At 58.0% G+C, this 11,747-nt stretch carries 12 protein-coding genes; 5 read left to right on the top strand and 7 right to left on the bottom strand.

The annotated features are described in order from the left end of the window. Positions 1–158: 158 nt before the first annotated feature. On the bottom strand, positions 159–749 hold the full coding sequence (gene ribA / locus ENTCL_RS12490) for a GTP cyclohydrolase II (RefSeq protein WP_013366495.1): 591 nt from the start codon (positions 747–749) through the stop codon (positions 159–161). 179 nt (positions 750–928) lie between these two features. On the opposite strand from ribA, the gene pgpB reads away from it, so the two are divergent. The 5 genes from pgpB to yciH all read left to right on the top strand — a co-directional run bounded on the left by pgpB (position 929) and on the right by yciH (position 4,560). Beyond that, entirely contained in the window at positions 929–1,690 is a 762-nt protein-coding gene (pgpB, locus tag ENTCL_RS12485) for a phosphatidylglycerophosphatase B (protein ID WP_013366494.1), read from the top strand. 151 nt (positions 1,691–1,841) lie between these two features. Beyond that, positions 1,842–2,150 (top strand): LapA family protein, encoded by a 309-nt coding sequence (locus ENTCL_RS12480; RefSeq protein WP_013366493.1) that lies wholly within the window; start codon positions 1,842–1,844, stop codon positions 2,148–2,150. Between the two features lie 6 nt (positions 2,151–2,156). After that, positions 2,157–3,326, top strand: a complete 1,170-nt coding sequence (gene lapB / locus ENTCL_RS12475; RefSeq protein ID WP_013366492.1) for a lipopolysaccharide assembly protein LapB — start codon at positions 2,157–2,159, stop codon at positions 3,324–3,326. A gap of 182 nt (positions 3,327–3,508) precedes the next feature. Beyond that, entirely contained in the window at positions 3,509–4,234 is a 726-nt protein-coding gene (gene pyrF / locus ENTCL_RS12470) for an orotidine-5'-phosphate decarboxylase (RefSeq protein ID WP_013366491.1), read from the top strand. Next, on the top strand, positions 4,234–4,560 hold the full coding sequence (yciH, locus tag ENTCL_RS12465) for a stress response translation initiation inhibitor YciH (RefSeq protein ID WP_013366490.1): 327 nt from the start codon (positions 4,234–4,236) through the stop codon (positions 4,558–4,560). Before pyrF ends, yciH begins: the two co-directional genes overlap by 1 nt. A gap of 96 nt (positions 4,561–4,656) precedes the next feature. On the opposite strand, the gene osmB is transcribed toward yciH, so the two are convergent. From osmB to ENTCL_RS12435, 6 genes are all read right to left on the bottom strand, one after another. Continuing rightward, on the bottom strand, positions 4,657–4,875 hold the full coding sequence (gene osmB / locus ENTCL_RS12460) for an osmotically-inducible lipoprotein OsmB (RefSeq protein ID WP_013366489.1): 219 nt from the start codon (positions 4,873–4,875) through the stop codon (positions 4,657–4,659). Positions 4,876–5,119: 244 nt separating this feature from the next. After that, positions 5,120–5,869 (bottom strand): DNA-binding transcriptional regulator YciT, encoded by a 750-nt coding sequence (gene yciT / locus ENTCL_RS12455; RefSeq protein WP_013366488.1) that lies wholly within the window; start codon positions 5,867–5,869, stop codon positions 5,120–5,122. 18 nt (positions 5,870–5,887) lie between these two features. Continuing rightward, positions 5,888–6,070, bottom strand: coding sequence for a YciZ family protein (locus tag ENTCL_RS12450; RefSeq protein ID WP_013366487.1), 183 nt, complete (start codon positions 6,068–6,070; stop codon positions 5,888–5,890). A 147-nt stretch (positions 6,071–6,217) separates the two neighbouring features. Beyond that, positions 6,218–8,209 carry a cyclic di-GMP phosphodiesterase gene (pdeR, locus tag ENTCL_RS12445; protein ID WP_013366486.1) on the bottom strand — a complete coding sequence of 664 codons (1,992 nt, stop codon included), beginning with the start codon at positions 8,207–8,209 and terminating at the stop codon, positions 6,218–6,220. 270 nt (positions 8,210–8,479) lie between these two features. Beyond that, positions 8,480–10,417 carry an exoribonuclease II gene (locus ENTCL_RS12440; RefSeq protein ID WP_013366485.1) on the bottom strand — a complete coding sequence of 646 codons (1,938 nt, stop codon included), beginning with the start codon at positions 10,415–10,417 and terminating at the stop codon, positions 8,480–8,482. Between the two features lie 80 nt (positions 10,418–10,497). Beyond that, a complete protein-coding gene (locus ENTCL_RS12435; RefSeq protein ID WP_013366484.1) occupies positions 10,498–11,655 on the bottom strand; it encodes a carboxymuconolactone decarboxylase family protein in 1,158 nt (385 codons plus the stop codon). Positions 11,656–11,747 lie beyond the last annotated feature (92 nt).

Raw genomic sequence — 11,747 nt, 5'->3', positions numbered from 1 at the left:
CCTTCCGGCGGCCTGAGAAAAAAGATGCGAGTATCCAGGCGGCCTTATGTTAAGGCTGCCACCAGAAGAAAGCGGTGTGGGTGGAGACAGGATTACGGTTCGTCATGTCTGATACCGTACAGCAAAAAAACGCCCCTCACAATGGAGGGGCGCGGAATTTAGTTGTCGAGCAGATGCCCCATCTTGGCGGCTTTGGTGTCGAGATAGTGCGCATTGTTAGGATTACGCCCGACGATCAGCGACACGCGCTCCACAATGTTGATGCCCGCCTCGGTAAGGATTTCAACCTTCAGCGGGTTGTTGGTGAGCAGACGGACCTCGTCAACACCCAGCAGTTTGAACATATCAGCGCACAGGGTGAAGTCACGCTCGTCGGCGGCGAAGCCGAGCTGATGGTTGGCCTCAACGGTGTCATAGCCCTGGTCCTGCAGCGCATAGGCGCGAATTTTATTCAGCAGGCCGATGTTGCGCCCTTCCTGACGGTGATACAGCAGCACGCCGCGACCCTCTTCAGCGATATGCGTCAGCGCCGCCTCCAGCTGAAAGCCGCAATCACAGCGCAGGCTGAACAGTGCGTCGCCGGTCAGGCATTCCGAGTGTACGCGGGCGAGGACGGGCGTTTTGCCCGTAATATCGCCGAAAACGAGGGCCACGTGATCCTGCCCGGTTGCCAGTTCTTCAAAGCCCACCATCAGGAAATCGCCCCAGGGGGTTGGCAGTTTGGCTTCTGCCACACGTTTAAGCTGCATGTGATTCTCCAGATTACGTCGGCATGCTGATGCCTTCTGTTTCTGATATTTTGCCACAACGGTGAAACTTCGCCTAATGACTGACGATCATCTGCTGCTAAAGCGCACAATTCGGTATCTTTATACCGTCGCGCGAATTATCAGTTATCATTGTGATGTGTAAGGGAAAAGGAGGCGCGATGCTCGCTATCGCCAGACGTACCGCCATCGGGGCGGCGATATTGCTTGTGATGCCCGTTGCGGTATGGCTTTCTGGCTGGCAGTGGCGGCCGGGCCACGACAGCGGATGGCTCAGACTGCTGTTCTGGATCACCGAAACGGTGACGCAGCCGTGGGGAATTATCACCCACGTCGCGCTATGCGGCGGGTTCTTATGGTGCCTGCGTTTTCGCCTGCGGGCGTCGGCGGCGCTTTTTCTGATCCTGACGGCGACTATTTTGCTGGGGCAGGGGGTGAAATCGTGGGTCAAAGAGCAGGTGCAGGAGCCGCGTCCGTACGCGGTATGGCTGGAAAAATCACAGCATGTTCCGGTTGAAGCGTTCTACACTTTACCTCGCAAGGCGCGTGCCGAACGGGTCGGGCAGCAGCTTTCGACACGACAGGATATTCCTCTGTTTTTGCGTCAGCACTGGCAAAAAGAAACCGGCTATGCCTTCCCGTCCGGCCACACCATGTTCGCCGCCAGCTGGGCGCTGCTTGGCGTCGGCCTGCTCTGGCCGCGTCGTCGGACGCTGGCTGTCGCTGTGCTGATGGTCTGGGCCACGGCGGTCATGGGCAGTCGCTTAGCGCTGGGCATGCACTGGCCGCAGGATCTGATTGCCGCCACGCTTATCTCCTGGCTGCTGGCGGTCGCGGCAACCTGGATTACGCAGCGGCTCTGCGGCCCTCTGACGCCGCCGGAAACGGATGAGCAGAAATCTGCCGTCGGTGAGAAGAACTAACGCCTGCGTTGATTTATGACATTTTGCCCATAAATCCATGGTTCGCGCTGCGCTTGCTAGTTTCACCGCTGCGGCGAAGATGGTACTTTATAGGACAATAACGGCGCGGTGAACATGATTTATACGCTCACACCACATAACGGGAAGTAATGTGAAATATTTACTCATTTTCTTACTGGTATTAGCGATTTTCGTCATCTCAGTCACCCTTGGGGCGCAGAACGATCAGGTCGTGACGTTCAACTACCTGCTGGCGCAGGGCGAGTTCCGTATCTCTACGCTGCTGGCCGTACTGTTCGCCGCCGGGTTTGCGATAGGCTGGCTGGTGTGCGGCCTGTTCTGGCTGCGCCTGCGGGTGTCGCTGCTGCGCGCGGAGCGTAAAATTAAACGCCTGGAACAGCAAATCTCGCCTGCTGCCTCTACGCCATCGGCACCGGACGTCCCGGCGACGAAGGAATAAGATTCTATGCTGGAGTTGTTGTTTCTGCTTTTGCCCGTTGCCGCCGCATACGGCTGGTATATGGGCCGCAGAAGTGCACAGCAGTCCAAACAGGACGACGCTAACCGTCTTTCCCGCGACTATGTTGCGGGGGTTAACTTCCTGCTCAGTAATCAGCAGGACAAGGCGGTGGATCTGTTCCTCGATATGCTTAAAGAGGACACCGGCACCGTTGAGGCGCACCTGACGCTCGGCAACCTGTTCCGCTCCCGCGGCGAGGTCGACCGGGCTATCCGCATCCATCAAACCTTAATGGAAAGCGCCTCCCTGACCTACGACCAGCGCCTGCTGGCGGTACAGCAGCTTGGTCGCGACTATATGGCCGCCGGACTGTATGACCGTGCCGAAGATATGTTCAGCCAACTGGTGGATGAAACTGATTTTCGCATCGGCGCGCTGCAGCAGCTGCTGCAAATTTACCAGGCGACCAGCGACTGGCAGAAGGCCATTGAGGTGGCTGAACGTCTGGTGAAGCTCGGCAAAGAGAAGCACCGCCCGGAAATCGCCCATTTCTGGTGTGAGCTCGCGCTGCAGCAGATGGGCAACAACGATATGGACAAGGCCATCTCGCTGCTGAAGAAGGGCGCGGCGGCCGATCGCAACAGCGCGCGCATCTCCATTATGATGGGGCGGGTGCTGATGGCGCAGGGCGAATATGACAAGGCCGTTGAGAGCCTGCAGCGGGTTATCGAACAGGACCGAGAGCTGGTCAGCGAAACGCTGGAGATGCTCCAGACCTGCTACCAGCAGTTGGGTAAAAATGACGAATGGGCCGCCTTTTTGCGCCGCGCCGTAGAAGAGAACACCGGTGCGACCGCTGAGCTGATGCTGGCGCAGATCCTCGAACAGCAGGAGGGCGTTGAGAGCGCCCAGACGTACGTGACCCGCCAGCTACAGCGCCATCCGACGATGCGCGTTTTCCACAAGCTGATGGATTACCACCTCAACGAAGCGGAAGAAGGGCGTGCGAAAGAGAGCCTGATGGTACTGCGCGATATGGTGGGCGAGCAGGTGCGCAGTAAGCCGCGCTATCGCTGCTCTAAGTGCGGCTTTACCGCCTACACCCTGTACTGGCACTGCCCGTCTTGCCGCTCATGGGCAACGATCAAACCCATTCGCGGCCTTGATGGGCAGTAATTTTTTAAAAAAACTTTATTTAGTTACAACATACTAAATACCTGCACAGACGCCCGGCATCGGCGCCGTGCGGCCGCTGTCCGGCAGGGAAATGCGGCCTGTTATTTTCGGCGCTTCGCAGGTAGAATGCTCGCCGTTTACCTTTTTTGCGCCCGCGCGCCCCTCAACAAGAAGGTCTGGTCATGACATCTGATTCCCGTAGTGTTACTTCCTCTCCCGTCGTCGTTGCGCTCGATTATCACCATCGCGATAAGGCGCTGGCCTTTGTCGAACGCATTGATCCCCGCGACTGTCGCCTGAAGGTTGGGAAAGAGATGTTCACCCTGTTTGGGCCGGAGTTCGTACGCAGCCTGCAGCAGCGCGGTTTTGACATTTTTCTCGACCTTAAATTTCACGACATTCCGAATACCGCCGCGCATGCGGTGGCCGCGGCGGCAGATTTGGGCGTGTGGATGGTGAACGTGCACGCATCCGGCGGCGCGCGCATGATGACCGCCGCGCGCGAAGCGCTGGCGCCGTTTGGCAAAGACGCGCCGCTGCTGATCGCGGTGACCGTGTTAACCAGCATGGAGGCCAGCGATCTGCAGGACCTGGGCATTACGCTGTCCCCGGCGGACTACGCCGCGAAGCTCGCCGCATTAACGCAGCGCTGCGGTCTGGACGGCGTGGTGTGCTCCGCGCAGGAAGCGGTGCGTTTTAAGCAGGATTTCGGCCAGGCCTTCAAGCTGGTCACGCCGGGTATCCGTCCTGCCGGCAGTGATGCGGGCGATCAGCGCCGTATCATGACGCCGCAGCAGGCCCAGTCGGCAGGTGTCGATTTTATGGTGATTGGCCGCCCGGTGACGCAGTCCGCCGATCCTGCGCAGACCTTACGTGACATTAACGCGTCGCTGCGGCAGGGGGCATAATGAGCGATTCCAACAGCCGTCTGGTCTACTCTACGGAAACCGGACGTATCGACGAGCCGAAAGCCGCGGTTGAACGTCCGAAAGGCGACGGCGTCGTGCGTATTCAGCGTCAGACCAGCGGGCGTAAAGGCAAGGGCGTTTGTCTTATCACCGGCGTCGATCTCGACGATAGCGAGCTGGCAAAACTGGCCGCCGAGCTGAAGAAGAAATGCGGCTGTGGCGGGGCAGTGAAAGAGGGCATTATCGAAATACAGGGCGACAAGCGCGACCTGATTAAATCACTGCTCGAAGCTAAAGGTATGAAAGTTAAACTTGCTGGCGGTTGAAAATAATAGGGCCACGCATATTTCGTGGCCCTGATTTATTTATTCGTGCGTAGATCTTAACAGAATATAATTTATCGTTATTCTACCTGCCGGTGATTATTTCCCGACCTGGTGGCCAATAAGACCACCAACGGCGGCGCCGCCCAGCGTACCCAGCGCGCTACCGTCGGTCAGAATAGCGCCGCCAACGGCGCCAGCACCGGCGCCAATCGCGGTGTTACGGTCACGTGTAGACCAGCCAGAGCATGCGCTCAGGGACATCACCAGGGTTGCTGCTACTGCGGCAGCGGCCATCTTTTTGCTCATTGAAATCATAATGTTCTCTCCTGAATAATACATCCATGAACGTTCTCATCCTAAGAGTTTAGCCTGGTGAAAGAATGTTCATGAAATAGGTTGCGCAGGCGTACTTAAATCACGCAGGTGATAGTTACTTCCTGTCGTATCGCTAACGGTAATTTAGCGATTCAGCGAGGGAACGGGCAGGTAAATATTCTTAATTGGCGGGTCGGAACATTCTCAGTTATGCGCTATATCCCCCATTTAATGGGGGAATATATCAGGGACGTTTGACAATATTGACCGTCAGTCCGGTGCGCTGCAGCTGAATTTGATTTTCAGCGCTGAGCCCGTCGTCGGTGATGACCCGGCTGACTTTGTTCGCAGCGTCAAAGGGGTAGGGGTGAACCATGCCGAACTTCGAACTGTCGCTGAGCACAATGGCTTCGCACTCTTTGTCCAGCACTGCATTGACTACGTCGGTCCGCATCATGTCGCGGCCGGTGAAGCCGGTATCGTTCTGCCAGCCGTCAATGCCGATAAACGCTTTACTGAAGTGGACCTGCTGAATGTACTGGCGGGTGAGCGGGCCGACCATGCTTTCGCTTTTCTTCTGGTAGATGCCGCCAAGCAGGATCACTTCGCCCGGCGTTTCTTTCAGCAGATGCGCGATATAGCTGCTGACCGTGATAATGGTGACATCTTTCTGCTCTGACAGCACGCGGGCGAGCAGGGCGTTACTGCTGCCGTTTTCGATAAATACGGTTTCGCCGGGCGAGACCAGCGACGCGGCAAAGGTTGCCAGCTCACGCTTGAGGGCGAAATGCGTCATCATGCGCGTTTCAACGTCTTCGCTGTCGAGCGGCACGGCAAAACCGTGGGTTCTGCGCAGGTAGCTTTGCTTTTCGAGCAGATTAAGATCCTGACGGATGGTGACCTCGGAAACTCCGGTCATCCTGGCGAGATCGGCAACGCTCATACGGCCTTTGTCGATCACCATTTGCAAAATAGATTGTTGTCGGGCGTTCATATCAATATCAGGCTTTCTTTAAATTTCCCAGGGCGCTTTGGGCGGCGTGAGCTTCTGTACCTGCGCATGGCTGGACTGCGCCAACAGCTCCGCTTTCAGGATTTCCAGATTGTTTATCGCCGAGTGATAATCACCTGCGACCAGAATATCCAGTACGGTATCAATACGCTGGGCAAGTTCACGTGTATCAAGATCAGACATTGGGGTACCCTGGGAGAAAAGTAATAGCGGCAATGATGCAAAAAATAGCGCTAAAAGAGAAGAGAAAAATCGAGCTTATGCAAATACATAATAAATATAGCCAAGGGCTGACGGCGCCGCAAAATCGCCGCGCCGTCGCCGGGTTCCCTACCTCACCTTGCGCAGCTGGCGGCGCTTCATCCAGCGCTCAAAAACCGCGGCTGGCATCGGTTTGGCAAAGAAAAAGCCCTGCCGTTCGTTAACCCCGTTTTTGGTCAGAAACGCGTCCTCTTTGGCGTTCTCAACCCCTTCCGCAATCACCTGCAGGTTCAGCGCCTGCGCCACGGCAACGATGGCCCGGACCAGCGACTGCGCGACCGGATGCTTGTGCACATCGCGCACGAAATCCTGGTCGAGCTTAATGGCGTCGATGGGAAAGCGGGCGAGCTGGGACAGCGATGAATATCCGGTGCCAAAATCGTCCAGATGGATCTGCGCGCCCAGCGCGCTGAACTGCTGGATAACCGAGTGGGCCAGCTCTTCGTTTTCAATCAGACAGCTCTCCGTCAGCTCGACATCGATAGGGCAGTATTCGAAGTTGAGATCCTTCAGCGCCTGGCGGAGATCGCTAAAGATGGTCTGGTCGGCCAGCTGGCGGGCCGAAACGTTGACGGCGACCCGCAGGTTAATGCCCTTATCGCGCCAGAGGGCGACCTGCCGCACAACGTCGAGCATGACCCAGCGCCCGAGCGGCACAATCAGGCCGGACTCCTCGGCATAGGAGATAAACCCCGCGGGAGGGATAAGTCCGCGCTCCGGCGATTCCCAGCGCACCAGCGCTTCCAGGCTGCGCACCTCGCCGCGCCAGGTGATTTTCGGCTGATAGTGGATAACCAGCTGGTCAGCATCCAGCGCCTTACGCAGGTTCGTGTCGAGCCATAAATACTCAAACACCCGTTTATTCATTTCCGGCAGAAATACGCAGAACTTGCCGCGACCGCCCTCTTTGGCGGTATACATTGCGGTATCGGCATTGCGAATCAGGCTTTCCCGATCGCTGCCGTGCTGCGGAGCGAGCGAAATGCCCAGCGAGCAGCCGGAGTAGACTTCGATAAGGCCAATACGAAACGGTTCGCGCAGGCGGTTGAGGATCCGCGAGGCCATCGCCTCCAGCGCCCCCTGCGAGGTGTTGGTCGCCAGAACGATAAACTCGTCGCCGCCAAGGCGCGCCAGCGTCTGGCCCTCTTCAAGGCAGCTTAATATCGAGAGCGCCACCGACTGCAGCAGCTGGTCGCCGAACATATGTCCGTAGGCGTCGTTGACCTTTTTGAAGTTATCCAGGTCCAGATAGACAATCCCGACCTGGGTTTCGTCCCGGGTGGCAATGGCTTCGCTAATCATGTCATTGATCGCGTTGCGGTTGGGCAGCCCGGTGATGGTATCGGTATTGGCCAGTACCCGCAGGCGCTCCTGGGCGCGCCGCTCTTCGGTGATATCGGTCCCGGAGCAGATCAGGTAAATTTCGTTTTTCCCGCTGCCGCTGTGCACGAACTTATTGCGAAATAAAAACAGCCGCTGGCCTTTGCGGGTTTTGATCCAGCGTTCGATTTCGTACGAGCTGCCGTTACGGAAAAAACCGGAAATATGGCGGCGGGAGGCGGCGGCTTCGGCCGGGCTCATAAACAGCTTAAAAACGTTTTGCCCGATAACCTCATGCTCCTTCAGCCCGGTGTACTCTTCGCACAGGCGGTTGAAGCGCTGAATGTTGCCGTGGCGGTCGAGAATGACGATGGCGGAGTTGGCCTCGGAGACCACCTGTTCAGCAAAGGAGAGCCCCTGCTGCAGGTCGCGGGCGACGGAGTGGGTGTCATACCAGGCCGACGCCGTCCCCGCCCAGTGCGACTTATTGATCTTCCGCCCGACAAGATGAACCGGCACCGAATCGCCAAAAAGGTCGATTTTGAGCGTAAGGCTTGAGGTAATGACCGTCATCTCGCGGATGCTGTTTGCCTGCTCCGTACTGAGCGCGACCACCTGACGGGATTCGGTTTCTTCGTTGGCGGCAAGATGCAGCGCATTGCTGCCGCTGGCAAGCCGCCAGTAAGGACTGGCTGTACCCAGATGCTGCAATAGCAGGTTTTGCTCCATTTCCTCAGCCATATTTCCCCCAAACCGACGTAAGCGCAGTATTGAATAATAGAAAAAAAACGACATTGTCAATGAACGGTATGTCAACGCGACATCAACGGTATTGGCTTATTACTGTTATAGACATCCGGGTTGGCTTCGCAGACTTCCCTTTGCGGCAAACACTCAGTTTATTGTGATCGCTTTTGGCGGATTGTGGGAATTTACAGCAAAAAAATTGCCGAAGAGGGGGGCGTAATGGTGAAAAAAAGCGGCTTTCCGGGGAGAAAGCCGCGGATTAACTTAGGCCTGGAACGGTCGCGCGATAATACTGCGGGTTTCCATTCGAACCTCAGCGATAACGACGTCAATCACGTCGGTCACTTTGTAAACGGTTTCGCCTTTGATCTGTACCGTACCGTTTTCCTGGCTGCACACCATTTCATCGCGAACGGCATGCAGGAACGGAGCCGGGATAAACGCCACTGCGCCGTTATCCACCAGGCGCACGCGCATACCGCCGCGGCTGATATCGATAATCTCAGCGGCAAAGCGGGTATCGGTGCCTGCCTTGTTGTTCAGGAAGCGGGCGTACAGCCAGTCGGCAACGTCGCGCTCGGCCATACGGTTCAGACGACGGCGCTCGGCCATCTGTACGGTAACGTCGTCCTGCGGACGGTTCGCCGGCTCGCCTTTGATGATGGCTTTCAGCAGACGATGGTTGATCATGTCGCCGTATTTACGAATCGGCGAGGTCCAGGTCGCGTAAGCTTCAAGTCCGAGGCCGAAGTGCGGGCCAGGCTCGGTGCTGATTTCCGCGAAGGACTGGAAGCGGCGAATGCGGCTGTCAAGGAAGCCCGTCGGCATTGCGTCGAGCTCGCGGCGCAGCTTACAGAACCCTTCCAGCGTCAGCACCTCCTGCGGATCGACGTGCACGTCGTGGGTTTTCATCAGTTCAGCCAGCTGTTCGGTCTTGGCGGAATCGAAGCCGGTATGCACGTTGTAGATGCCAAAACCGAGCCTGTCGCGCAGCACGCGGGCGGCGCAGATGTTGGCGGCAATCATTGACTCTTCGACGATGCGGTTGGCAATACGGCGCGGCTCGGCGACGATATCCAGCACTTCGCCTTTTTCACCCAGAACGAAGCGGTAGTCCGGGCGGTCTTTGAACACCAGCGCATGATGGTGACGCCACTCGCCGCGCTGCAGGCAGATGCGCTGCAGCAGGGTAATTTGACGGGCAATGCGCTCGTTTTCCGGCTGCCATGCGCCGGTTTTATCCAGCCAGTCGGACACATCGTCGTAGGCCAGTTTGGCTTTCGATTCGATGGTCGCGGCAAAGAAGTCGATAGAATCTTCGATTGCGCCGTCGGCCGCGATGGTCATACGGCAGGCGAGAACCGGGCGGACCTCGTTGGGGCGCAGAGAGCACAGGTCGTCCGACAGCTCGCGCGGCAGCATCGGGATGTTAAAGCCCGGCAGGTAGTTGGTGAACGCGCGCACTTTGGCGGCGTTGTCGAGCTTGCTGCCTTCGACAATCCACGCCGTTGGGTCAGCGATGGCGACGGTAAGCTGCAGTTTGCCGTCGGCGGTCTCTTCCGCGTACAGCGCATCGTCCATATCTTCCGTACTGGCGCTGTCGATGGTCACAAAGTCGAGCGCCGTCAGGTCGCGGCGCTCAAGGCCTTCATCCTGCATCTCGGTGGCAACGCCGTTCGGCGCTTCTTTTTCCAGGTTGTGGCGCGCCAGAGTGACCCACCACGGGACGAAGTGGTCGTCGCCAAAGGTAATGAACTGCGTCAGCTCGGCGTAGAAGCCACGGTCGCCCTTCAGCGGATGGCGGCGCATTTCGGCCACGGCCCAGTCGCCCGCTTTAAAGTCGTGGGACAGCTCACGCACCGGACGGCACGGGATTGCATCTTTCAGCAGCGGATGATCCGGCACGATAGACAGACGATCGTCTTTTTTCTGCACTTTACCGACGAAACGGGTCAGGAAAGGTTCAACAAGCTCTTCCGGCTCGGCGCTTTCTTTATCTTTCTCAGAGTGAATGACGGCGATAATGCGGTCGCCGTGCATCACTTTTTTCATTTGCGGCGGCGGAATGAAGTAGCTTTTCTGGGCATCGACTTCAAGAAAGCCGAAGCCTTTTTCAGTGCCTTTTACGACCCCTTCAGCGCGAGGAGTCTGGGAATGAAGTTGCTGTTTTAGCTGTGCAAGCAGCGGGTTGTCCTGAAACATAATGGTGTTTTTTCGTGGCCAAAGAGCGGCTGACAGTTTTACGCGATTATCCCCGTTGCAGCAAGCGGTCTTTCTCCATTTTACGTAATGGGTTGCACCGCGCCGAGGCCAATTTTCAGCCGATTCAACCAGCCGCTCAGGCCGCACCAGGCAAGGAGCTTGAGGGGACCCGCCGGGCAAAGCCCCTGCGCGAAGAGAGGCGTTAGCTGGGCGGCGCTAAAACGGTCCGGCGAGCGGGTCAGCAGCTTAACGGCAAGGGTCAGCGGCTGTAGCTCCGGGTGGTGATGGCTCCAGGCCAGCAGCGCTCTGTCGCCGTTACGCACCGCATCCGGCAGGCCCGCTGCGCCCGCCCAGAGCTGCGCCTGCTGGTTGAAGCAGTCCGGGCTGCCGTTAATCCTGGCGCTGAGCAGCGTCGCCAGCGCGGTGGCGTCGCTGTCGTCCCACAGCAGCTGGATAAGCCTGTCCATCTCCCGCAGCAGCGTTTCGTCGTGCGCGAGGAGCGGCGCCAGATTTTGCAGCGGCGATGAGGGTGAAATTTCCGCCAGCGCATCCTGCTGTTCAAGGCTGGCGACGCGAAGTTCAAGGCCGGGGATATCCGGCTGCCAGCGGTCGTCGTGGCGCTCAAACAGCGCCGCAGGCGCATCTTCTTGCACCGGCATACCGGGGAGCCAGCGAACCGGCAGCTCGAGCAGCGCCTGGCCCGTGGCGATCGTTCTGGCCTGATAGCTGATAAACCCCACCAGCTGATTGATCAGCACAATGTCGTTAGCCGTCAGCCCGACCTCGTCGAGCTGCCTGCGCGACGCTGCGCCGATCAGCGACGGCGAGCTGGCGAGCTGGCGGGCGTATTCGGTGATTTGCGCCAGCCGGCGGTTGCTTTCACGCGAGGAGTCCGGCCCGGGCAGCGGCGCCAGCCGCGCGGCATAATGGTTGCACAGCCGCTGTACGCCGCAGACCTGAGCGACGGTCAGCGCGGTGCTTAAGCGCTCATAGACGCTGAAGGTGTTTAAACGGGTGACGGTCACGGCGTCAGGGAACAGGCGATCGGCGATACGGCGGGAGAGGGTAAGCCAGGCGCGCGCGTCGCGCAGCGTCGCGTCGGGGAGCGAGAGGTCGAGTAAAAAACGGTCCGTAACGTAGGCGGCTTCCGGAACCAGGGCGACGGCGTCGGCCGCCTGCGTTCTTGACTGTGTTTCGTGATACCACTGGCCTTTGCCGTGAGCGCGGCGTTGCTCCATGGGAATTCCTTCAGGAGATCGTTCATTTATAGAGAACTATCCTGGCGCATGGGCGTAACGGGAGAAAATATTGATGCGTGATAACAAATAAC

The organism is [Enterobacter] lignolyticus SCF1 (genome assembly GCF_000164865.1).
Lineage (GTDB): Bacteria > Pseudomonadota > Gammaproteobacteria > Enterobacterales > Enterobacteriaceae > Enterobacter_B > Enterobacter_B lignolyticus.
This window is presented reverse-complemented; position numbering and strand designations above follow the sequence as displayed.

What these genes read in the sequence shown, in the direction of transcription:
- ribA (WP_013366495.1), bottom strand. Translation starts at nt 749, where the DNA reads ATGCAGCTTAAACGTGTGGCAGAAGCCAAACTGCCAACCCCCTGGGGC.
- pgpB (WP_013366494.1), top strand. Translation starts at nt 929, where the DNA reads ATGCTCGCTATCGCCAGACGTACCGCCATCGGGGCGGCGATATTGCTT.
- lapB (WP_013366492.1), top strand. Translation starts at nt 2,157, where the DNA reads ATGCTGGAGTTGTTGTTTCTGCTTTTGCCCGTTGCCGCCGCATACGGC.
- pyrF (WP_013366491.1), top strand. Translation starts at nt 3,509, where the DNA reads ATGACATCTGATTCCCGTAGTGTTACTTCCTCTCCCGTCGTCGTTGCG.
- yciH (WP_013366490.1), top strand. Translation starts at nt 4,234, where the DNA reads ATGAGCGATTCCAACAGCCGTCTGGTCTACTCTACGGAAACCGGACGT.
- osmB (WP_013366489.1), bottom strand. Translation starts at nt 4,875, where the DNA reads ATGATTTCAATGAGCAAAAAGATGGCCGCTGCCGCAGTAGCAGCAACC.
- yciT (WP_013366488.1), bottom strand. Translation starts at nt 5,869, where the DNA reads ATGAACGCCCGACAACAATCTATTTTGCAAATGGTGATCGACAAAGGC.
- ENTCL_RS12450 (WP_013366487.1), bottom strand. Translation starts at nt 6,070, where the DNA reads ATGTCTGATCTTGATACACGTGAACTTGCCCAGCGTATTGATACCGTA.
- pdeR (WP_013366486.1), bottom strand. Translation starts at nt 8,209, where the DNA reads ATGGCTGAGGAAATGGAGCAAAACCTGCTATTGCAGCATCTGGGTACA.
- ENTCL_RS12440 (WP_013366485.1), bottom strand. Translation starts at nt 10,417, where the DNA reads ATGTTTCAGGACAACCCGCTGCTTGCACAGCTAAAACAGCAACTTCAT.
- ENTCL_RS12435 (WP_013366484.1), bottom strand. Translation starts at nt 11,655, where the DNA reads ATGGAGCAACGCCGCGCTCACGGCAAAGGCCAGTGGTATCACGAAACA.